At 68.0% G+C, this 20,248-nt stretch carries 17 protein-coding genes and 1 pseudogene; 8 read left to right on the top strand and 10 right to left on the bottom strand.

All coding sequences use genetic code 11. The features are described 5' to 3' along the window. Positions 1-84 precede the first annotated feature (84 nt). Positions 85-492 carry a thioredoxin family protein gene (locus QSJ30_RS11055; RefSeq protein ID WP_285609204.1) on the bottom strand — a complete coding sequence of 136 codons (408 nt, stop codon included), beginning with the start codon at positions 490-492 and terminating at the stop codon, positions 85-87. Between the two features lie 170 nt (positions 493-662). Between QSJ30_RS11055 and QSJ30_RS11060 the strand changes: the two genes are divergently transcribed. Both QSJ30_RS11060 and QSJ30_RS11065 read left to right on the top strand, forming a co-directional pair. Further along, positions 663-1,013: a hypothetical protein gene (locus QSJ30_RS11060; protein WP_285609207.1), complete on the top strand. Its 351-nt coding sequence runs from the start codon at positions 663-665 to the stop codon at positions 1,011-1,013. Between the two features lie 233 nt (positions 1,014-1,246). After that, on the top strand, positions 1,247-1,639 hold the full coding sequence (locus QSJ30_RS11065) for an acyl-CoA thioesterase (protein WP_285609209.1): 393 nt from the start codon (positions 1,247-1,249) through the stop codon (positions 1,637-1,639). On the opposite strand, the gene QSJ30_RS11070 is transcribed toward QSJ30_RS11065, so the two are convergent. Beyond that, positions 1,627-2,271: a GAF domain-containing protein gene (locus tag QSJ30_RS11070; RefSeq protein ID WP_285609211.1), complete on the bottom strand. Its 645-nt coding sequence runs from the start codon at positions 2,269-2,271 to the stop codon at positions 1,627-1,629. The genes QSJ30_RS11065 and QSJ30_RS11070 overlap by 13 nt on opposite strands. 51 nt (positions 2,272-2,322) lie before the next feature. Here QSJ30_RS11070 and cysS point away from each other — a divergent pair, with 51 nt between their 5' ends. Continuing rightward, on the top strand, positions 2,323-3,771 hold the full coding sequence (gene cysS / locus QSJ30_RS11075) for a cysteine--tRNA ligase (RefSeq protein ID WP_285609213.1): 1,449 nt from the start codon (positions 2,323-2,325) through the stop codon (positions 3,769-3,771). 17 nt (positions 3,772-3,788) lie between these two features. On the opposite strand, the gene QSJ30_RS11080 is transcribed toward cysS, so the two are convergent. Then, the gene (locus QSJ30_RS11080) at positions 3,789-4,784 is read right to left on the bottom strand and encodes a PstS family phosphate ABC transporter substrate-binding protein (protein ID WP_285609215.1); all 996 of its coding nucleotides are present in this window, start codon (positions 4,782-4,784) and stop codon (positions 3,789-3,791) included. A gap of 200 nt (positions 4,785-4,984) precedes the next feature. Between QSJ30_RS11080 and QSJ30_RS11085 the strand changes: the two genes are divergently transcribed. From QSJ30_RS11085 to QSJ30_RS11095, 3 genes are all read left to right on the top strand, one after another. Continuing rightward, on the top strand, positions 4,985-5,341 hold the full coding sequence (locus tag QSJ30_RS11085; RefSeq protein WP_285609217.1) for a cytochrome c3 family protein: 357 nt from the start codon (positions 4,985-4,987) through the stop codon (positions 5,339-5,341). 173 nt (positions 5,342-5,514) lie between these two features. After that, positions 5,515-8,541, top strand: coding sequence for a cytochrome c3 family protein (locus QSJ30_RS11090; protein ID WP_285609220.1), 3,027 nt, complete (start codon positions 5,515-5,517; stop codon positions 8,539-8,541). 68 nt (positions 8,542-8,609) lie between these two features. Next, a complete protein-coding gene (locus tag QSJ30_RS11095) occupies positions 8,610-8,987 on the top strand; it encodes a hypothetical protein (RefSeq protein ID WP_285609222.1) in 378 nt (125 codons plus the stop codon). A gap of 62 nt (positions 8,988-9,049) precedes the next feature. Here QSJ30_RS11095 and QSJ30_RS11100 read toward each other — a convergent pair whose 3' ends face one another. The 5 genes from QSJ30_RS11100 to QSJ30_RS11120 all read right to left on the bottom strand — a co-directional run bounded on the left by QSJ30_RS11100 (position 9,050) and on the right by QSJ30_RS11120 (position 16,432). Next, positions 9,050-9,859: a cytochrome c3 family protein gene (locus QSJ30_RS11100; RefSeq protein ID WP_285609224.1), complete on the bottom strand. Its 810-nt coding sequence runs from the start codon at positions 9,857-9,859 to the stop codon at positions 9,050-9,052. A gap of 173 nt (positions 9,860-10,032) precedes the next feature. Then, positions 10,033-11,634 carry a spermidine synthase gene (locus QSJ30_RS11105; RefSeq protein ID WP_285609226.1) on the bottom strand — a complete coding sequence of 534 codons (1,602 nt, stop codon included), beginning with the start codon at positions 11,632-11,634 and terminating at the stop codon, positions 10,033-10,035. Position 11,635: 1 nt separating this feature from the next. After that, positions 11,636-13,267 (bottom strand): peptidyl-prolyl cis-trans isomerase, encoded by a 1,632-nt coding sequence (locus tag QSJ30_RS11110; protein ID WP_285609228.1) that lies wholly within the window; start codon positions 13,265-13,267, stop codon positions 11,636-11,638. Positions 13,268-13,328: 61 nt separating this feature from the next. Continuing rightward, the gene (locus QSJ30_RS11115; protein ID WP_285609229.1) at positions 13,329-14,447 is read right to left on the bottom strand and encodes a cytochrome c3 family protein; all 1,119 of its coding nucleotides are present in this window, start codon (positions 14,445-14,447) and stop codon (positions 13,329-13,331) included. Between the two features lie 206 nt (positions 14,448-14,653). Next, complete coding sequence (locus QSJ30_RS11120; RefSeq protein WP_285609232.1) at positions 14,654-16,432, bottom strand: hypothetical protein; 1,779 nt, start codon at positions 16,430-16,432, stop codon at positions 14,654-14,656. A 138-nt stretch (positions 16,433-16,570) separates the two neighbouring features. Between QSJ30_RS11120 and QSJ30_RS14510 the strand changes: the two are divergent. Both QSJ30_RS14510 and QSJ30_RS11125 read left to right on the top strand, forming a co-directional pair. After that, a pseudogene (locus tag QSJ30_RS14510) lies at positions 16,571-16,639 on the top strand (SEC-C metal-binding domain-containing protein); the annotation flags it as partial. A gap of 15 nt (positions 16,640-16,654) precedes the next feature. Continuing rightward, positions 16,655-18,031 (top strand): tetratricopeptide repeat protein, encoded by a 1,377-nt coding sequence (locus tag QSJ30_RS11125; RefSeq protein ID WP_285609234.1) that lies wholly within the window; start codon positions 16,655-16,657, stop codon positions 18,029-18,031. Between the two features lie 91 nt (positions 18,032-18,122). Here QSJ30_RS11125 and QSJ30_RS11130 read toward each other — a convergent pair whose 3' ends face one another. Continuing rightward, positions 18,123-18,848, bottom strand: a complete 726-nt coding sequence (locus tag QSJ30_RS11130; protein ID WP_285609236.1) for a hypothetical protein — start codon at positions 18,846-18,848, stop codon at positions 18,123-18,125. 253 nt (positions 18,849-19,101) lie between these two features. Beyond that, complete coding sequence (locus QSJ30_RS11135) at positions 19,102-20,217, bottom strand: NHL repeat-containing protein (RefSeq protein WP_285609238.1); 1,116 nt, start codon at positions 20,215-20,217, stop codon at positions 19,102-19,104. Positions 20,218-20,248: the final 31 nt, after the last annotated feature.

The raw sequence follows: 20,248 nt of genomic DNA on the forward strand, positions 1-20,248 counted from the left end.
ATCAGCTGTCAGCTTTCCGCTAAAGAAACGGCGGCCCGCAGGCCGCCGTGCTTTGACTGACAGCCGATAGCTGATAGCCGAAAGCTATTTCGCCCCCAGCCAGGCCGCAAACTCGGCGCCGGTGCGGAAGGCGCCCACCTGGCGGCGCAGTTCCTTGCCGTCGGCATCGAGGACCACCATGGTCGGGTAGGCATCGAGGCCGAACTTGTCGGCCAGCTTCTTCCCCTCGGGCAGGGGAGTGCGATCGCGCTTCTCGACCAGGGCGGAGAAGGGCACCACCTTGGCCAGGGCGGCCTGGCCCTCGGGGCTGGGGAAGACGTTCTTCTGCAGGTACTGGCAGGGCGGGCACCACTCGGTCCAGAGGTCCATGAAGATGACCTTCTTTTCGGCCTTGGCGCGCTTGAGGGCGGCCTGGTAGTCGTGCTCCCACTTCACGGGTCCCTGGGCCACCAGGGGCGCGGCGATGAGCAGGAGGGCGGCGAGGGCTTTCATGCTGGGACTCCGGGAAGAGGGCGGACGGGCCGCCTATGGACTTGGATGGAGCCAGGTGGGCTTCCGTTCCATCGTCCTTCCAGGATACCCGGGCTAACCTGCCAGACCGGCGGTCCGTAATATCATTCGACCCGGCGAGTGCCGACCCATTCCTTCCAAGGAGGCCGCCCATGCGCGCCATCATGATCCCGCTGGCCCTGGCGGCCAGCCTCAGCCTTCCTCTGGCCGCGCAGAACGCGCGGTTCATCAAGGTCGACATCGTCTCCAAGACCATGATGCAGCACCACCACAAGCAGAAGGGCGTGGATGGGCCCACGGAAGTCCACGTCCGCATGCCCATCAGCCTGGCCAACGGCATCCTCGACATGGCCGGCGAAGGCGAGATCAAGATCAACGGCGAAACCAAGAAGGGCATGAAGCCCGAACAGCTCCAGAAGCTCCTGGCCAGCTCCAAGCCGGGCGACCTGCTGCTGGAAGTCACCACGGACAAGGGCGATCACATCCGCGTCACCGTCGAGTAGCCGGGAGCCCGGTCCGCCGCAGCCCAAGCCCCGCTCCGGCGGGGCTTCTCGTTGTACGCTGGAGGCATGGAATCCCTGACCGAACTTCGAGTGCGCTATGCCGAAACGGATGCCATGGGCATCGTCCACCACGGGGCCCCATCCGCGATCGCAAGCGCAGCGCCGCGGGAGCGGGAGGACAGCGCCGGGCGCTGTCCGATATGGGGGTAGTCAGAGTGGTGGATAATCCAACCATGGAATCCCTGACCGAACTTCGAGTGCGCTATGCCGAAACGGATGCCATGGGCATCGTCCACCACGCCACCTATCCCGTGTGGATGGAACTGGGCCGCAGCGACTTCCTGCGCGAGCTGGGCCAGAGCTATGCGGACTGGGAGGCCCGGGGCGTGCGCCTGGTGGTGAACGAGATCCGCGTGCGCTTCCGCGCCCCGGCGCGTTATGACGAGCTGGTGCAGGTGAGGACCTTCCTGCGGGAGTCCGGCCGCCGCCGCATCGTGTTCGGCTATCGCATCGAGCGGGATGGCCTGCTGCTGGCCGAGGGCGAGAGCGTCCATCTGGTGGCCGGGTCCGACAATCGCGCGAGGGTGCTGCCCGAGGATCTCCTGGCCCTGGTTCAGGGGCGCTGAAGGGTCTCCTGCGGGCTCATGCAGTTGGACATGAGCGCCGCCAGGGCATCCATCACCCGCCGCCGGCTTTCGCTGAAGGCGTCGGTCTGGAAACTCTGGAAGCTCACGAGTCCGGTCGGCCGGGGCCCCATTCCCAGCGGAACGCCGTACCAGGAATGGGGGATGAGCCCGGTGGCCTGCTCGGCGGCGGTCAGCAGGCTGCCGGAGGCCTGCCCCTCCTCCATGGTCCGGATGTAGATCGCCCGGCGGTTGGAGAGGACCCGCTCGGACAGGCCGGCCCGGTCGGAGAGCCGCCGGGAGGGGTGCTGCCGGACCCGCCCCCCCTCGTGATACAGCACGAACTCCAGCTGATCGCGGTCCCAGTCCGCCAGAGCCACATAGAAGCAGGCGAGGCCAAGGGGCTTGAAACAGACCTCCATGAGGGCCTGCCCCAGCTCCCGAGGCGACAGCCCTGGGCGGAGGCGCTCGACGGCCCCCAGGAGCAGGTCGCGGTCCTGGTCCAGGTGCCGCACCAGTTCCCGGGTTTCCTCCAGGCGGCTCTTCAGGGCCCGGTTCTCCTCCTCGACCTGGACCAGACGCTCATCCCGCCCGGGGGGGGCCTGGTTCCTGGATTTCCCGCCGAAGAGACCCATGAGGACACACGAAGCCTTCAGAAGAAGCGATAAAGATGGTTACCTAGTGCCATGAAGATGCAGCGGCAGATCTCCCTTTTCAACACCCTGACCCGAAAGATCGAGCCCGTGGCGCCGGTGGTGCCCGGGAGGGTCTCTTTGTACACCTGCGGGCCCACCGTCTACAACTACGCACACATCGGAAATTTACGGACCTTCCTTTTCCAGGATCTCCTCAAGCGGACCTTCCAGGCCGCTGGCCATGAGGTCCGCCACTGCATGAACATCACCGACGTCGAGGACAAGATCATCCGCGACTCCCAGGGTGCCCTGCCTGCGGACGCCTCCAACGGGGCCCGCCACGAGGCCATGAAGGCCCTCACCGAGCGCTTCACCACCATCTTCCTGGAGGACCTGGAGACGCTAGGCGTCCAGCGGGCGGACTTCCTCCCCCGGGCCACGGCCTACATCCCCCAGATGATCCACCTCGTGCAGGAGCTCGAGGCGAAGGGCCTGGCGTATGTCCGCGAGGGCAGCGTCTACTACCGCATCGCCGGGCTGCCCCAGTACGGCTGCCTGGCCCACCTGGATCGCGAGGGCATGCAGGCGGGCGCCTCGGTGGACGCCGACGAATACGAACGCGACTCCGTCACGGACTTTGTGCTGTGGAAGGCCGCCAAGCCCGGCGAGCCCTGGTGGGACAGCCCCTGGGGCCCCGGCCGCCCCGGCTGGCACATCGAGTGCTCGGCCATGGGCATGGAGCTGCTGGGCGAGCGGGTGGACATCCACAGCGGTGGCGTGGACCTGATCTTCCCCCACCACGAGAACGAGATCGCCCAGAGCGAGGGCTGCCTGGGCCACCGCTGGGTGAACCACTGGGTGCACGGCGAGTTCCTCATGGTCGAGGGCCAGAAGATGGCCAAGAGCCTGGGGAACTTCTTCACCCTCCGCGACCTGGTGGCCAAGGGGGTGGATCCCATCGCCCTCCGTTACGCCATCCAGAGCAACCACTACCGCAAGGTGCTGAACTTCAGCTTCGAGGGCCTGCGGGCCGCCGAGAACTCGCTGAAGCGCATCCGGGCCTTCCGCAAGCGCATGGAGGGCGAGGGCCAGGCCGGGGGCGGCCCCTGGTCGGAGGCCATCGATCCCATGGCCCGGCTGAACCAGGCCCGCGAGGCGTTCTGGGCCGCCATGGCCGACGACCTGAACACCCCTGAGGCCCTGGCCGCCATCTTCACCCTCATCAGCGATCTCAACGCCCAGGACGACCACGTGGCCCTCACCCGGGAGGAGCGGGATGCCGCGCTGGCCTTCCTGGACGAGACCGACGCCATCTTCGCCGCCTGGCCCCACGAGGGGGAGAGCCTCGACGCCGAGGTGGCGGCCCTCATCGAGGCCCGCCGCGCCGCCAAGGCGGCGAAGAACTGGCCCGAGGCCGACCGCGTCCGCGATCAGCTCAAGACCATGGGCATCGTGCTGGAAGATCGCAAGGACGGCACGGTCGGCTGGCGCAGAGGATAGCTTTTTTCGCGTGGCCCTCAGCGGCTCAGACGGCGGCGGGCGATGGTGAGGAATTCCGGGGGACCAGGCAGGAGGCCCGAATCGGCCACGGCATCCTGGCCCTCCTTCGACAGCAGGTACATGGCCACCTCCTGGATCGCGTCGGGCAGCGGCTCTCCGGGCGTGCGGTTCAGGTAGATGTAGAAGAGCCGCGGCATGGGATAGCGGCTGGTGGTCACATTCTCCTGGGTGGGCATGCGTGCGTCCGTCGCGCGGTGGGGCACCACGGGGATCACCTTGGTGGAGAAGTACCAGGAGGCCATGCTCCCGAACGCGATGCCGGCCGGGTCGTTCGTGACCGCCTCCGCCAGGGCGGCCGGATTCTCGCACGAGATGATGCCGTCGCGGTACTCGCCCTTAAGCATGGCCTGGGCGGCGAAGGTCGTGCGGGTCGTGGTCCCCTCGGCGCGTGCGTAGGCGTGGATGGGCTGCTTGGCCCAGGAGCCGCGGAGGCCGAGGTCCCCCCAGGTCAGGGCGGCGGCTTTGGCCCCGCCCAACCGGTTCTTCGAGTAGATCGCGTCCAGCTTCTCCATGGTGATCTCTGTCATGGGGTTGGACTTGTGGACGAAGACGATGTTCGCGTCCAGGCAGACCGGGATTCGCATGGGCTGGTAGCCGTGCTTGCCCTGGAAGGCGGCGTTCTCCTCCGGCGTCAGTTCCCGGGCCGACAGGATCAGGAGCTGGCCGCCCGCGATGAAGTCCTTCACGGCGTCCTTGGAGAGCCGGGCGCGGTAGGTGAGGTTGGCCTCCGGATGCAGGGTTCGGAAGCCCCGGGACCACTCCTCGCCCAGGTCCAAAAGCTCGTCGGCACCCTGGATCTCGATGGGGCCCTTGACCACGCGCTGCGCTTGGTAGGGCGGAACCGAGTCAGGAACCTTGGCCCGCCTCTGGGCCGATTGAGCGGATAGAGAGCCCACGACCTGGGCAAGGACCAGCAGCTGAGTCGCGACGGAGATTCGGAGGGAATAGCTCATGAACAGGTCCTATGGGCACGGTTCAGGGGAGGGCGGCATCCCGGTCGCCCCAGGGAAGCAAAGGCTGGAGCAGGCGGCTGGGAGACCGGGATATAGATTCCCTCAGCGTCATGATCCCACGATTCCTCATCCACGGGCTTCCGGTATCTCGAGAAGGCGGCTCTCATCTAGTCTGATATTCGGCAAGAAAGGAACGCCCCATGACATTTCGCTGGTCGGTACCCCTGGGTCTTCTCGTGGCGCTCGGAGGCTGCGTGCTGACAGCCCAGCCCGGCCCGACCCGGAAGCTCCCGGCCCCGCACATCAAGGCGGGTGTGCACTGCTACGACTGCCACCATGAGGAGAATCCCACGAAGAAGGCCGTGGCCGCGGAATCCTGCATGGTCTGCCACGGGGACTACCCCGCCATGAAGGCCGTCACCCGGAATGTGAAGCCGAATCCCCACGATTCCCACCTGGGCGAGGTCTCCTGCACGGAATGCCACCGGCAGCATCAGCCCCCGGTTGTGAAATGCCTGGAGTGCCACGAGGGCAAGTTCAAGTTCAACGCGAAGTAGCTCCAGCTGCACCCGCCCTCGCCAGGCGCGACATCCGTCACAGTTCCCGGCCAGTGGACACCGGCGCCTGGATCTTGCTCACCTCAAGGTCCACAATTCAAAGTGCCCCGAGGCGCCGCCTCGGCCCCTCACCACCCCGGCGTCCCGCGCCCTTCCCCCCCTCCCCCGAGTCCATGCGGCTTCCGTCTCGGATCTTGCTCCTGGCGGCCTTCCTGGCCGGGGCGGGCGTCTCCCTGCACGCCCAGGGCCCCAAGCCGGCCTGCGCCGCCTGCCACGAACCGGCCGCCAGGCTGAGCGCCTCGCCCACCGCCCACAAGCCCCTCCGGGAGGGTCACTGCAAGTGGTGCCACCTGGAGCACGGGAAGGCCAATACCAACGTCCTGCATGCCTCCGGCGGCCGGGACCTGTGCCAGATCTGCCACCCGGCGTTCAAGCCCGCCGTGGGGGAGCGAGCCGCCCACCAGTTCGCCGGGAAGCGCGAATGCCTGGCCTGCCACGCAGCCCACGACAGCGGGCGCAAGGGCCTGCTCCCGAAGCCCGCTCAGGAGCTCTGCCTCTCCTGCCACGAGGCCGTCAGGGCGCGGCTCGGCCAGGCCCATGCCCACAGCGCCGCCAAGGACGACTGCCTCGCCTGCCACCAGCCCCACCCATCCTCGACCAGCTTCCTGCTCAAGGAGAAGCCGGCGGAGCTGTGCGCGACCTGCCACGACCTCGAGGCTCTGAAGGCGCCACACACGGGCATATCCCTGAAACCCTCAGGCTGCCTCTCCTGCCACGATCCCCATGGCTCGGCCGAGAAGGGCATGCTCCGGGACCGGCAGCACGCCCCCTTCTCCACCCGTGACTGCTCGAACTGCCACCAGGCCACCAAGGGCGGGAGTGCGCCCCTGGTCGAGCCGCCGCCAGCCCTCTGCCTGACCTGCCACGAGGCTCTCCCCGCCACCGACCATCCCCATGCCCCGGTGAAGGCCGGCAGCTGTCTCGACTGCCACGCCGCGCACGCCTCGAACACCAAGGGCCTGCTCCAGAAGCCGGTCCCGGGCCTCTGCTCCGACTGCCACGCGAACCCCGCCAAGGAAGGTGACTCCCTCCATCCACCCTTCGAGGGGGGAACCTGCGGCGACTGCCACAAGCCTCACAGCTCGAAGGAGCAGAACCTCCTGACGGCGCCCCCGAAGCAGCTCTGCCTGACCTGCCACGACGGTCTGCTCAAGGCCGCAGTCACCCACGCCCCCGCGAAAGCAGGCGACTGCCTGGCCTGCCACGGTGCCCACCTGGCCCCCAATGAGCATGTGCTGAAGGATACCCCCGAGAAGCTCTGCCAAGCTTGCCACCAGGACAAGGCGGCGACGCGGGTCCCCCATTTCCCCGTCAAAGAAGGCCGGTGCGGTGCCTGCCATGCCCCCCATGCCGCCGACCGGCCGGGCTTGCTGAGGAAGGGCGAATTCGAGCTCTGCGGGGCCTGCCACAGAACCATCGTGGAACGGACGGTACTGCACGCACCCGTGAAACAGGGTCAGTGCAGCGCCTGCCACCTGCCCCATGGCGGCCCCGATCCCCGGCTGCTGAAACAAGAGACGGAGAAGCTCTGCGCCAGCTGCCACGGCGAGCTCACCGGCAAAGGGCACGACCACCAGGCCCTAAAGAACAAGGCCTCCTGCCTCGCCTGCCACGACCCGCACGGTGGTAGCGTTCCCAAGCTGCTGACCCTGGCCCAGCCTGACCTCTGCTACCGGTGCCATGAGCGGAAGGACACCTTCCAGGTCGGACACGCCCCGGTGGAATCGGGTGCCTGCTCCACCTGCCACGGCCCACACTCAGAGAAGGGCCCGTCCCTGCTGCGGACCCCCACCGCATCGGAAACCTGCCTCACCTGCCATGAGCTGGGCGGCAAGGCCTTCACGGAAAAGCACAAGGGCGCCACGCTGGCCGGCGCAAACTGCGTCGGCTGCCACGAATCCCACGCCTCGATGCAGAAGGGCCTCATCCTTCCCAACATCCATCCCCCCTTCCTGGATGGCTGCGATTCCTGCCACACCACGCCGAACCAGCGCGGCGGCCTGGACCTGAGCGAACCGGTCCCGGGACTATGCCTCAACTGCCACGAGGGCGCCAAGCCCAAGGAAGGTCTGACCGCGCACAACCCCTTCCGGGAAGGCCAGTGCCTAGCCTGCCATGGGCCCCACGCCTCGCGGTCCGAAGCGCTCCTGAACCGGCCCCAGAGTGGGACCTGCCTCACCTGCCACCCGACCCCGGAAGTCCCCAAGGGCGGCTGGGGGCACAAGCCCGTCCTCGAGAACGCCTGCCGGACCTGCCACGCTCCCCACCAGTCCGAAGAGAAGGCCCTGCTCAGCGCCAAGCCAGCGGCCCTGTGCGTGACCTGCCACACCTCCATCGAGGAGAAGCTCAAGGCCAAACACCCCCATGCCCCTGCCGCCTCGGGGGACTGCCTGAGCTGCCACACGGCCCACACGGGCAAATTCGACCACGGGCTCGTCTCCCCGGTGGAGGAGCTGTGCGTGGGCTGTCATGTTGAGGCGGACCTGCAGCCCAAGCACAAGGGCTACGCGGTGGGCGCGAAGCAGTGCATCACCTGCCACGATCCCCACGGCTCCGACAGTGGCGGCATGCTGAAGGGCAAGGGCCACCCCCCGGTGGCCGAAGGGGCCTGCGACACCTGCCATGCCGGACCCACGCCCGACAAGCCCTTCGGCCTGAACACTCCCCTGCCCGACCTCTGCTTCATGTGCCACGACAAAGTCGCCGCCGCCGCCAAGATGGCCTTCCCGCACCCCCCGGTGGTCAACGGGGAGTGTATGACCTGCCACGCACCCCACGCCTCCCAGTTGCCCTCGCTGCTGGCCGGCAATCCCAAGGACCTCTGCCTCCAGTGCCATGACGGCCTGCAGAAGCAGGCCGAGCAGGCCGCCTCGCGGCACCAGCCCGTGATGGCGGGCCAGTGCGCCACCTGCCACACTTCCCACGGCGGCGAGTCCAAGGGTTTCCCCAAGGGCGACATCCAGAAGACCTGCCTCAGCTGCCACAAGGACAAGAGCGGGAATCATCCCCAGGCCAACCACCCCACGGGCGGCGTCACCAACCCCTCCACTGGCAAGCCCCTGACCTGCCTCTCCTGCCACCAGCCACATTTCTCCAATGAACCCAACCTGCTCTACGTGGGCTGCACCAACTGCCACTAACACGCCGGAGCGGGGCCCATCCCAGGCTCCGCTCCCTCCCCACAAACCCTGAACCCATGAGGTCCCACATGAACCGAACCCTGATCCTCCTGTCCTTGCCCCTGACGCTGGGCATCCTCGCCTGCCGCCGCGACGTTGCCCCTCAGGCGACGGAAGCTGCCCCCCAGGCCTCCGCTCAGGCCGCTCAGGCTGTCGGCTCCACCGCATCCGGGGTCGTGCTCGAGACGATGGACGCCAGCAATTACACTTATGTCCGCTTCAAGGTTCCCAGCGGCGAGCTGTGGGCGGCAGGCCCGCAGACCCAGGTGGCGGTCGGCGACAAGATCGAGGTATCGCTGGAGATGCCCATGGCGCAGTTCCACAGCGCCACGCTGAACCGGACCTTCCCCGCCATCTACTTCACTTCCCGCATCGTCAAGCAGCCTGCCACACCCGCAGCCCACTGATCCTGCGGAACCGTTCCCGGTTTCGACGCCGCCCGCCCCGATCCATGAGGGGCGGGCGGTTCTTACATGAGGTGGCAGCTCAGGCAGAGCGCGGAACCCTGCGTGGTGACCCTGAGGAAAGGCGCCGTGCCGCCGGCGCTCCCGTAGTTGTGGGGGTCATGGCAGGAACCGCACTGGACCTTGCCCCCGGAGACGTTGGACGGATAGAGGCGCACGCCGACGAGTTCGGTGGGATGCCGCAGGGACTTGTTCAGGTCGTCGCGGTAGGTCATGGAGATGGGATGGACGCCTGTCAGGTCGTGCCCGATCGTGTTCGCCCCCTGCATCAGGCCCGTGCCGGGGTTCACGCCCCCGCCCTGAGCCTGCGAGTAGTCCCCATTCCCTCCGCCGGGAGGGGCCTCGTGGAGGGCTCCCATGGCCAGGGTCCCGTCGTGGCAGGAGAGACAGGCCAGGCTCGGCCCGAGGGGCTGTGGGTCCACAACCCCCTTCATGGTGGCGTTGGAGTACATCAGGAACTGCGTGGTGGTGGTCTCGTGGTTCCAGATGGGGATGGCTTGGTTGATGCCCGAGACGGCCTGGTGCGGGGTATGGCAGAAGGTGCAGGTCTCGGTGCTGTGGGTGACCTTGTAGGGCCCCGTGGCGCTGAGGTCGTGGGCCGTGCCGACCAGCCCGCGGACCGGGATCGCTCCCGCAGCGAGGGTGGGTTCCTGGAGGGCCGACACGGCCATCACCGCCAGCCTCGCCACCAGGGTGAGCGCCGCCATGCACGCCGTCGACCAGATGAGCTTCCGCTCGTTCGGGTCGTACCACCGCCGCCCCCGCCAGCGCAGCGAGAACTTTCGGCGGGTATAGGCTGGATGGCTCTTTCTCATGGCGTTCGCCTCGGGGCCGATTGCCGTTCTTACGGCCACCAGAGGCGCAGGCTTGAGCCTGAACCGCGCGGGCCCGGCGGCCGGTCCGCGCACTCCCGGAGGATGGGCAGACTCTCCCCAAGGATCCAGCGTGAACCGGCAGATTTCGCCGCGCTCTGCCTGCAGGCGCCCGCTCAGTCCAGCAGGATCTCGGGAGGCGCGGCCAGGGTCTTCCGGGACTTCAGCTTGGTGGCGGCGCCATGGGCCTCCATGGGGCACCAGTCGTCCGTGTACCCCTCGCCGGCACTGGGGAGGCGGTACGGAGTGGCCATGAAGCCTTCCAGATACTGGGCGGCTGGCGGGTAGGGGGGAAGGAAGGTGCGCGGCGTCGGCCGGATGCCGGGTGTGAGCGATCCCACCAGCGTGAAGTTGACGACGGCGCCCGGGGCGGGATCGGGAGCCTCGAAGGCGGAGACTTCCGGAAAGACGCCCTGCATCGTGCGCAGGACGGCATTCAGCACCCGGTTCTCCTCCTCGGAACCGCCGGCCACGGCCGCCAGGTTGATGACCAGACCACCCCCGGGGTTCAGGCAACGCTTCACCGCCTGGAAGGCCTCCCGGGTGAACATGTGGGAAGGCTCTGTCTCTGCGGAGAAGGCGTCCAGCAGCACCAGGTCGTAGGTCTCCCGGGTGGTCTCGAGGAAGTGGCGGCCGTCGGCCACGGCCAGCTTGAAGGCATCCTGCCGGTACCCGAAGTAGTCTCGCGCCACCTCTGCCACGCGGGGATCGATCTCTACCACCGTGCCCGACAGCCCGTACTTCGCCAGGCGGGCGGTCATCACGCCGGGGCCCAGTCCCACGATCAGCGCCCTTCGGGCCCGCGGCACGAAGGACAGTGCCGCCCGCTCGAGGAAATAGTCATAAGGGTAGACCGGCTCTCCCGAGACCACGTCGAGCCCGCCCTGAATGATCCCGCCGATGAGCATCTCCCGGGTGTGGTTGGGCGGATAGGTGTAGTCCACCACCCGGATGGGGCCGTAGAAGCTGCCCTGGCGGAAGACCACCTCGGCCCGGGTGCCGGAGTCGAGGACCGTCCGGGCCAGGGGCGGCGCCTGGAGGAAGCAGAGGGCCGGGAGCGCGATGGCCATGGCCCGGGCCTTCCGCAGGGTGACGCTGAGCAGCCCCCCCGCGAGGAGCAGGAGAACGAAAGCGCTGCCGCCCGCGATCTGATCCACATGGAAGGCGGGGATCAGCCAGAAGCCCGTGGCCACGGTGCCCAGGAAGCTGCCCACCGTGGAGAGCGCCGACAGGCGTCCCACGGTACTTCCCGTCTCCCGCACATCCCGGAGGAACAGCTTCACGACGAAGGGCGTGACCATGCCCAGCAGGGTGAGGGGGGCGCCGAAGAGGATCAGGGCCGAGAGGAGGGCCCCGCCGCGGATACCCGCCCTGGCGCAGAGCTGGAGGACCGGCGCACGGAGCCAGGGCACGACCATGAGCAGCAGGCCGGCGGCCCCCACCACAAAGGCGAGGGTCCGCAGATCTCCTCGCCGATCCGCCAGCTGGCCGCCCAGGAAGTAGCCGGCGGCCAGCGCCAGCAGCGTCACCGTGATGAGGGCAGTCCACACGAACAGGCTCACACCGAACCAGGGGCTCACGACCCGGGCCCCGAGGACCTCAATCTCCATCACCGCAGCGCCGCAGAGCACCGCCGTGGCCAGGACCAGCAGGCGGCCAAGGCCCCCGAGGCCGGATGCGCCCTGGGGCCCTGCCGAAGCCGCAATCCCGGAACTCATCTCAGCGCACCACCGGGCTGTTCAGGTTCTCCGGGAAGGTCTTCACGGAAAGCCCGGCCTTGCCCTCGCCGTCCAGGTACCGCTTCACCACGGCGGCGCCCTCGACCTTCACGAAGTCCTTCTGGACCTGCTCCAGGCAGTCCTTGAAGGGCAGCACCTCACCGGGCCTCCGCTCCAGCACCTTGAAGAGCATGGAACCCTCGGGACTGGGCACGGGGCCGACGAGCGACCCCAGGGGCTGCTTCAGCATGGCCACCACGGCTTCCTTGGGCAGCACCTTCTGCAGGCCGGAGACCTCCAGCCAGCCTGCATCCCACTGGCCCGTGGATTCCTTGATGGCGTACTTGTCCACGAGCTGCTTCCAGGGCACTCCCTTCTGGGCCTCCCGCGCCGCCTGGTCCACCGTCTCAGGCAGGTCGGCCACCAGCAGGTAGACCTTCACCGCACCGATGGAGCGGAAGTGTTCGAGGTGCGCCTGATAGTGCGCGCTCAGTTCGGCCTCCTGCGGTTTGTAATCCTTCAGGAAGATCTGGGAGAACAGGTTGAAGGCCGCGGCCCGCTCCGAATCCCAGATGGCGGCCTTGATGCCGGGCTCCTTGGGCAGACCCGCCTTCTCGGCTGCGAGGGTCAGCCGCAGGTCATCCGCCATGAGGTCAAGGAACTTCCCCTTGGTCTCGGGACCAAGGCCGTGGCTCGCCCCGCCCACGTTCATGGCCTCGCCCATGAACAGCTTGAGGGCCTTCAGCGTGATCTCCTTGGAACCCACCTTCCCCGCCACACGCTTCTCGTCCCCCTCCACGGGAACGGTGGTGCGGTCGATGCTGAGCACGGCTCGGTCCGCCTTCAGCGGGTAGGTGGCCCGCAGCGGCGCCAACACCGCCGGGCGGCGCTGGGTCTGGTTCATTTCCTCGAGGCCCGCCAGGAGGGCGGCCTTGTTCTGTTCGAAATCCGCGTCCGTGGGCGCCTTGACCTCCCGGACCTGGGCCACGTGCCAACCGAATTCGCTCTGGAAGGGGCCGCGCAGTTCGCCCACCTTGGCGCCGAAGACCGGGTCCGCGAAGGCCTGGACCACCTGGTCCCGCTTGATCCAGCCCAGATTCCCGTGGTTGCTCGCGGTGGAAGGGTCGATGGAAAGGGCCGTGGCGACCTTCTCGAAGCCTTCCCCCTTCTGGATCCGGCCCAGGGCCGCTTTCGCCTCGCTCTCGGTCTTGCAGACCAGGTGCACCACGCGGCGCTGCTCGTTCGACGCCATGAAATGGGCCTTGGCTGCGGCTTCCGTGAGGGGCGGAGCCCCGGGCTGGCGGTCCAGGTAGGCCCTGCTCAGCACCGCCACCCGGTTCTGCACCTTGAATGCTTCCCAGTTTTCGCCCTCCAGCAGGCCCCGCCGCTCAGCCTGTTGCCAGGCGACTTCGCGCCTCAGCAGGTCCTCCAGGGCCACAGCCGGAGTGGCGGCCGGGTGGTGCTCCAGGTAGTAGGTCCACTCGGGCTGCCCCACCCAGGCGCGTCCCACCTGCGCCACAGGATGGGTCGGCTTGTCGCAGCCAAAGGCCGCGACCAAGAGGATCAGCGCCCCGGCCCACAGCGGGCGGCGAGGGCGGGCGGTTTCCGGGTGCTGTTCCGAGGGTGTGCGCATGGGAGACTCCTGGTCGGGTGCCGGCCCCGGAAACGGCGCTGAAGGGGACACGGCGGAACGCTCAGTAGCGTGTCTGGACGTGATCGTAGCCATGGCAGGTGAGCGTGCAGGTGCCGTGGCCCACACCATTTCTACTAAATTCAACCGCGCCTACAGTGGAGCGGGTCACAACTGCGGTATCGAACTGGATGAGCGCGGGCTGGCTCATGGAGCCGTGCGCCGTGTGGCAGGTGGCGCAGGGCGTCGGCACGCCAAGCCCCGCCGGCGGCGCCAGCGGGCGGCCCGCCTGGATCTCCCGCACCGTGCGGAGTCCCTTGACGGGCGCCTTCAGAGATGAGGCCGTGGTGAACCCCAGGAGGTGCTCCCGGTGGAAGGGGAAGGACCGGTTGGATTCGATGGAACGCTGGTCGTGGCAGGTGTAGCACAGGTCGTTGGAGCGCGCCCCCAGGAGCCCTGCATCGCGTTCGTAGCCGTAGCTGGCCTTCAGGAGGGAGGGGAAGCGCGACACGTGGGGCCCGCGGAGCCCCGTGGGATCGGGGTTGGCATGGCACGAGGTGCAGTCCAGGGGATCCTGGTTAGGGCTGGTGCGGAGGCTCGGCAGGTCCATGCGGTCCGAGGCCTTGCGCCCCATGCGATGGCTGGAGGCTGCGCCCTTGCTGAAGAGCAGCCCCACATCCGCCTTCCCCTGTTCCAGCGGCGCAGCCTCGTTCCCCGCATGGCAGCCGAAGCAGACCTGGGAGGCGGAGGCCGGTTTGACGCCGCGCAGAAGCTGGCCCCTGGCGTCGAAGGCGAGGGCCCGCAGCTTCTTGGGCGTCCGCCCGTGGGGATCGTGGCAAGCCGAGCAGCCCGACCGCAAGACCACCCGCGTGGGCCCCGCACCTACCACGCGGGTATAGCGAGCGGCAAGACTGCCGGGCCTCTGATTCACATGATCGGAACCACCGGCCGGCACCAGCAGCCCCTCCTCCCCCTGGCGCGACAGCCCCAGGGAACCGGCGCCTGCGGGAACCAGGCCCACGGCCCGGCCCAGCGTCTGACCCAGCCCCGGGCCAGCGGCCAGCGACTTGGAGGCGCTGGCCGGCAGCGGGTTCATGTGACAGGCCAGGCAGGCGGCATCGATGGCACTGCGCCTGATGCGGGCGACCTCCTCCCGACTGGCGGGATGACGTGACGCGGCCATGGGGGAGTTGTGCTCAGCGTGGCAGCCGGCGCAGCCCCGGTGGGCCTCTGAGGGGGCCGTTGGCGGGGCGGCCGGCGAGGCCAGCGCAAGAAGGCCTGCCAACACAAAGAGGCCCAGGCCGCGGCTGACCGCAGCCCTCCAACGACCCCATCGCCCGAAGGCCCGAGGCACCTGGAGAGATCGGTCCTGCCGAAGTCCGTGTGGCATCAACGCTGCCCAAAACGGTAGAGGGCGACGGTGTCGAAGGCCCGCAGGAGGTCGACCAGGAACTGGGTGTAGCGGATGCCGTCCTGCCGCCGCACCACCTGGACCGAGAACCGCACATCCAGCAGGCCGGAGTTCAGGTCCAGATGGGTGCCGACGGTGGTGATGGCCGGGCTCTGGGAGGCCTGGTAGCGGGTCCAGAGGATGCCGTAGGGGAATCGACCCACACTGGAATTGAAGTTCAGCGTATAGAAGGAGGACGAGCTGGCCCGGTCGCCCATAACCAGGTAGGCCGGAAGGTCTGCCTGGGCCGTGGAGGTCATGGACTGCTCCGAGCGCCCAAAGCCGACCGAGCCGGAGAGCGTGGACCGCCCGAACAGCTCCGAGGCGTTCAGAGCCAGGTTCCGCTCCTCCCGGTGCACCCCCGCGAGGCCCAAGCCGTCGTCCCGGCGGAGGTCCCCCATGGTGAAGATGCGCAGGCCCTCCGCCATCCTCAGGTCGCCGGTGATCCGCACCCAGTCCATCTTCCCGCCCTGCTCGTTCCGGATGTGGAACAGCTCGCTGGAGAAGCCGAGCTTGCCACCCTGGAGGATCCGCCGCCGCTGCATCTCCTGGGCCAGCTCCGAGGGCACGTAGCCCGGCGCATAGTCGTCCTGCACGCGACGCTGGAAGGCCTGGTCCGACAGGTAGAAGAGAGCCCGCTTCACCAGCGTGGGGACATCGCCCCCCTCGGAGATCCCCAGGTGGAAGGAGCGGGTGATCCCTTCGGCAGTGGAGGTCCCTGCGCCGGTGCTGAGGCCGTTGCTGTGCACCTGGGCGATGCTCATGTCCGCGGACACCCGCCACTGGGCCGTCAGCGCATAGGAGCCCCCCAGGGTCAGGGCCCCCTGCCGCGAACCGGGGAATCCTGCCGAAGCGGATTGATCGCTGGCCGAGAAGGCGCCGAAGGTGGAGAAACGTTCCACCGAGTAGATCAGCGACTGGGCAGCAGAATTCGACGCGGCCCGCCCCGCGGGGCTCTCGGATTCGTTGCGCCCCACATTGGTCTGGGTGATCCAGGCGCCCCACTGGCCCATCAGGTCGGCGGACAGGCCTGTGGTGTGGGAGTCGGCCATGCCCTCGGCCGTCACGCTGGTGCGGAAGAACCAGGTGGGAGCCAACTTCGTCTCGAGGCTGCCGTACAAGAAATCGTCCTTGAAGGCCGGACCACTACCCCGGGTGGCGAACTCCTGGTGGGTGGCCGTGAGATGGACCCGGGTGCCGCCGTACTGCTGGTTGGCGGTCAGGGTGCTGAGGGACCACGACTCGCCCTCCCCTGCCTGGCTGGCCGTTCCGTGCCGCAGGGTGATCTGCAGATCCTGGACCGTGCGCCCGCGATAGTTCAGGGCTGCACCGATGACGTCGTTATTGACCCGGGAGTAGCCCGCAAGGCTCGGCGACTGGGCGTGGACATAGTCCAGGCTCAGGTGGAAGGGGCGGTAGGGGAACAGGGTGGCCCGGAGGCCGTAGGTGTTGAGCCCCAGGGCGGACTGGGTTCCCGCCTCGCTGGAGAAGCGCTGGTAGTCCAAAGCTCCTGTCAGGGCCAGCGTGCCCAGCCGGTAGTCGATGACGGGCATGGACAGAGTGAAGTCGTAGTTGGCCTGCGTCATGTCGCTGGCCGACTGGTTCGACTGCCAGCGGGTGTAGTGGAGCTTGAAGGCCTGATTGAGCAGGAGGGCATCCTGGGCATGCCCACCCACCGCGGCGCTTGCCAGGGCTAAGCTCAGCAGAGGGACCTTCAAGGTTGCTCCGGTGGGGGGGGTAGGGCTTTCTATACCATTTGGTATCATAATGCCTGGAGGCCCGCGTGCCCCCGACTTGTGACCAAATGCCAGGGCTGTTTCCAGACCTGGCGCAGGCTCCGGAAAAGGCAGTCGCCCATGACCATCGTCGGTCGAAATGATCCCTGCCCCTGCGGCAGCGGCAGGAAGTTCAAGAGGTGCTGCGCGGACCGGGAACCAGCGGTGAAGGCCCCGCATGCCGCGGCGGCGGGCGCCCTGGTCGACGCGGCCTGGCGGCTTTTCGAACAGGGCGACGGCCTCGGGGCCACCCGGCTTTGCGAGGACGCCCTGAGGCTGGATGACCACCATCCCGACGCCCTCCATGTGCTGGCGGTGGCCCAGTGCCAGCTGGGGAATCTCGACCGCGCCCGGACCCTGTGCCTGCAGGCCCTGGAGGTCCGACCCGGCCACCTCAACACGCTGAACAGCCTCGGCAACATCCTGCGCACCGGCCTCCGCTTTGACGAGGCGATTGAAGCCTTCCGCCGCGCGCTGGCCCTCAACCCGAGGTTCCCCCAGGCCCACCTCAACCTGGGGATCACCTACTGGCAGGCGGGCCGCCTGGAGGACTCCTTCCGCTGCTCGGAGGCGGCCCTGAAGCTCGATCCCTCCTTCGCAGAGGCCCACTACAACCATGCCCTGCACTTGCTCCAGCGCGGCGATTTCGCCCAGGGCTGGCAGGAGTTCGGCTGGCGTTGGCGCGCGCCAGGCGTGGCTCCGCGGCACGGGTTCACGCAGCCGCGCTGGAAGGGCGAGGACTTCCGGGGCCGTACCCTGCTCGTTCACGCGGAGCAGGGGCTGGGCGACACCCTGCAGTTCATCCGCTTCGTGCCGCAGGTGGCCGGGCGGGGCGGCACCGTCCGGGTGGCCTGCCCGCGGGAGCTGGTCGCCCTCCTGGGCCCGGCGTTGCCGGGCATCCAAGTCCTCGATGAAGGCGCCGCCCTGCCCCCCTTCGACCTCCAGTGCCCGCTGATGGACCTGCCCGGCGTCCTCCGAACCACCGGAGAGACCCTGCCCACCACGACGCCCTACCTCTTCGCCCAGGAGGACGCCGTAACCTCCTGGCGGGGTCGCTTCGCCGGGGCGGGCCTGAAGGTGGGCCTGGTCTGGCGCGGCGGGTTCCGCTACGCCCTGGACGCCATGCGCTCCCTGTCCCTCGAAACCCTGGCGCCTCTGGCGGAAGTTGAGGGCGTGCGCTTCGTGAGCCTGCAGAAGGAGCTGCTGCCCGCGGAGGCGGAGACACCCCTGCTCGCGCGTTGCGACGCGGCGGGACCGGACCTGCCCGACTTCGCTGCCACCGCCGCCGCCGTGGCGGCCCTGGACCTGGTCATCTCCGTGGACACCGCCGTGGCCCACCTGGCGGGGGCCCTGGGCCGGCCCACCTGGCTGCTACTGCCCCATCCTTCGGACTGGCGCTGGGGGCTCGAGGCCTCCAGCACGGTCTGGTACCCGAGCCTGCGACTCTTCCGGCAGGACCAGGCCGGGGATTGGACGGGGGTCGTTCACCGCGTGACCCGCGATATCAGGGCTCTCGCCACGGAAACGCAACGGCCCGCCTGAGCCTCAGCCCACCCGCCCCCGCTTCCACGAGGTTTCCGGTACAGCCACGGGGGAGGGCAAGCCCTCCCCCGTGCTGAACAGGTGACTCTGACTACTTCTTGTGGCAGGCCACGCAGAGGGCGGAGCCGGTGTTGTTGTCGATGCGGAGGAAGGGCGTGCCGCCGAAACCGGTCTTGGGGGACAGGGACCAGTTGTGCACGTCGTGGCAGGAGGCGCACTGCACCTTGTTGTTGAAGAGGGGCAGGCCGGCGGCGACCACGGTGGCCTTGGGCTGCAGGCCGAGGTCGGCCACTTCGTCATAGGTGATGGCGATGGGGTGGTCGTTGGTGAAGTCGCCGCCGGCGCCGACCACGTGGTTGATGAGCTTGCCGGTCGCGTCGATGCTGGTGCTGGCGGTGTAGGCGGTGGTGGTGCCGTAGGGGGCGTTGATGATGGACCCGATGGCGATGCTGCCGTCGTGGCAGGAGATGCAGGCCAGGCTCACGCCGGTGGGGGCGGAGTCAACGACGCCCTTGAGCTGGGAGGCGTCGCTCTTGGCGTTGGTCTGGTTGTACATCGTGAAGGTGGTGGTCGCCGTGTTGTTGTGGTTCCACAGGGGCACGAGCTGGGTGTAGGTGGGATCGGCCTTGGCGTGGTCGCCCATGTGGGGGGCGTGGCAGTAGACGCAGGTCTGGGTGTAGACCGTGGTGGACCCGGCGCGGGTCATGACGGCCTTGGCGGACAGGTCGTGCATGGTGCCCTTGACGCCCGAGGCGGGCGAGGCGGCGGTCAGAGCCATGCTGGCGCCGGCGACGAGGAGGAGAAGAAGGCTCTTCATGGTGTTGCTCCGTAGGGTGGGGGGGGGAGGGGGTTGGTTCGGGTCGTTCCAGGGGTACTGGGTTTCATGACCTCGACATGGCTAATGTGAGACCCGAACCTTAAAAGCAGCTTAAAACCCGACCGAAACCTGAGTGACCCCGGTCACACATTGAACACTTACTTATCGTCTAACGAGGGTTGGGCCTCCCACAGCCCGGTACGCGAAAAGGCGCGGAGGATCAGCTCCGCGCCTTTCGATCCACCCGTTCCCGTCAGCCCTTCGGCTTGGGCTCGGCCGGGGCGTCCTTCTTTTTCTCCGGGAAGTACTGGAAGCGCTGGATCCGAGCGTTCATCTCGTCGGCCACATAGATGCCGCCGTCCTTCCCGATGGCGATGCCCGCCGGGATCTGGAACTGGGCCTTTCCGGGCCCGCCGCGCCCCACATGTTCGAGCACCTGGCCGTCCAGGCGGAAGATCTGGAAATTGCAGAAGGTGGAGTCCACCACGTAGAGGTTGCTGTCGGAGTCCACGGCAATGCCCTTGGGTCGGGCAAAGGTGCCCGAAGAATCGCCGGGCTTGCCGAAGGCCCGGATGAACTTGCAGGCGTAGTCGAAGATCTGGATCCGGAAGTTGCCGGTGTCGCAGACGGCAAAGCCGGTGCCGGGGATCACGCAGCAGAAGGTGGGATAGTTGAACTGGCCCACCTTGTCGCCCCGGCTGCCGAACTTCTTGACCAGCTTCAGGGCGCGGTTGAACACCAGGATGTTGTGGTCGCCGCCGTTGACCACGATCACCATGTCCCGGGCCTCATCCACGGCCACGCCCACGGGGCGCTTGAGGCCGTCGTTGACGGTGAGCCCCTGGATGAAGTGGCCCTGCTTGTCGAAGACCGCCAAGGCGTTGGCGTTGGCGTCGGTGGCGTAGACGAACTTGGAGTCGACAGCCACCCCGGCCGGCGCGTTCAGTGAGCGCTGGGAGACATCGGCGAAGCGCCACATCTTGTGATTCACGGGATCGATGGCCGTAATGCCCAAACCGAAGTCGCCCACGAAGATCGTGCCCTTCTCATCTACCGCCACAGACAGGGGCCGCTTGAGCACCAGGGACTCCTGCCCCTTGCCCGTGAGCCGGTCCATGAAGCTGGTGCGTTTCTTGGCGCCCACGTCGAACTCGTTGCGGTACTCCGCCACCCACTTGATGCGGGGTTCGTTGGGCGGGGGTGGCCACTGCAGATCCTCGCCGGCCTTGGCCTTCCCCTGCCCGTGCAGGGCCGGAAGCGGCAGGGCCAGGAGCAGGAGCGCCCCCAGGGCCACCCGCCGCAAGGCGGCGATGCGGGCCCGGAACGGACGGGGGTGCTGCGGGGAACAGGATTGGCTGGTGCGGATCACGGTCGGCCTCCGGAATCTCATCGTACCTGAA

It is taken from the genome of Geothrix edaphica, from assembly GCF_030268045.1.
GTDB lineage: Bacteria > Acidobacteriota > Holophagae > Holophagales > Holophagaceae > Geothrix > Geothrix edaphica.

Coding starts and splice junctions, on each gene's coding strand:
- QSJ30_RS11055 (WP_285609204.1), bottom strand. CDS start 492: ATGAAAGCCCTCGCCGCCCTCCTGCTCATCGCCGCGCCCCTGGTGGCC.
- QSJ30_RS11105 (WP_285609226.1), bottom strand. CDS start 11,634: ATGAGTTCCGGGATTGCGGCTTCGGCAGGGCCCCAGGGCGCATCCGGC.
- QSJ30_RS11085 (WP_285609217.1), top strand. CDS start 4,985: ATGACATTTCGCTGGTCGGTACCCCTGGGTCTTCTCGTGGCGCTCGGA.
- cysS (WP_285609213.1), top strand. CDS start 2,323: ATGAAGATGCAGCGGCAGATCTCCCTTTTCAACACCCTGACCCGAAAG.
- QSJ30_RS11060 (WP_285609207.1), top strand. CDS start 663: ATGCGCGCCATCATGATCCCGCTGGCCCTGGCGGCCAGCCTCAGCCTT.
- QSJ30_RS11090 (WP_285609220.1), top strand. CDS start 5,515: ATGCGGCTTCCGTCTCGGATCTTGCTCCTGGCGGCCTTCCTGGCCGGG.
- QSJ30_RS11095 (WP_285609222.1), top strand. CDS start 8,610: ATGAACCGAACCCTGATCCTCCTGTCCTTGCCCCTGACGCTGGGCATC.
- QSJ30_RS11110 (WP_285609228.1), bottom strand. CDS start 13,267: ATGCGCACACCCTCGGAACAGCACCCGGAAACCGCCCGCCCTCGCCGC.
- QSJ30_RS11130 (WP_285609236.1), bottom strand. CDS start 18,848: ATGAAGAGCCTTCTTCTCCTCCTCGTCGCCGGCGCCAGCATGGCTCTG.
- QSJ30_RS11100 (WP_285609224.1), bottom strand. CDS start 9,859: ATGAGAAAGAGCCATCCAGCCTATACCCGCCGAAAGTTCTCGCTGCGC.
- QSJ30_RS11070 (WP_285609211.1), bottom strand. CDS start 2,271: ATGGGTCTCTTCGGCGGGAAATCCAGGAACCAGGCCCCCCCCGGGCGG.
- QSJ30_RS11080 (WP_285609215.1), bottom strand. CDS start 4,784: ATGAGCTATTCCCTCCGAATCTCCGTCGCGACTCAGCTGCTGGTCCTT.
- QSJ30_RS11065 (WP_285609209.1), top strand. CDS start 1,247: ATGGAATCCCTGACCGAACTTCGAGTGCGCTATGCCGAAACGGATGCC.
- QSJ30_RS11115 (WP_285609229.1), bottom strand. CDS start 14,447: ATGGCCGCGTCACGTCATCCCGCCAGTCGGGAGGAGGTCGCCCGCATC.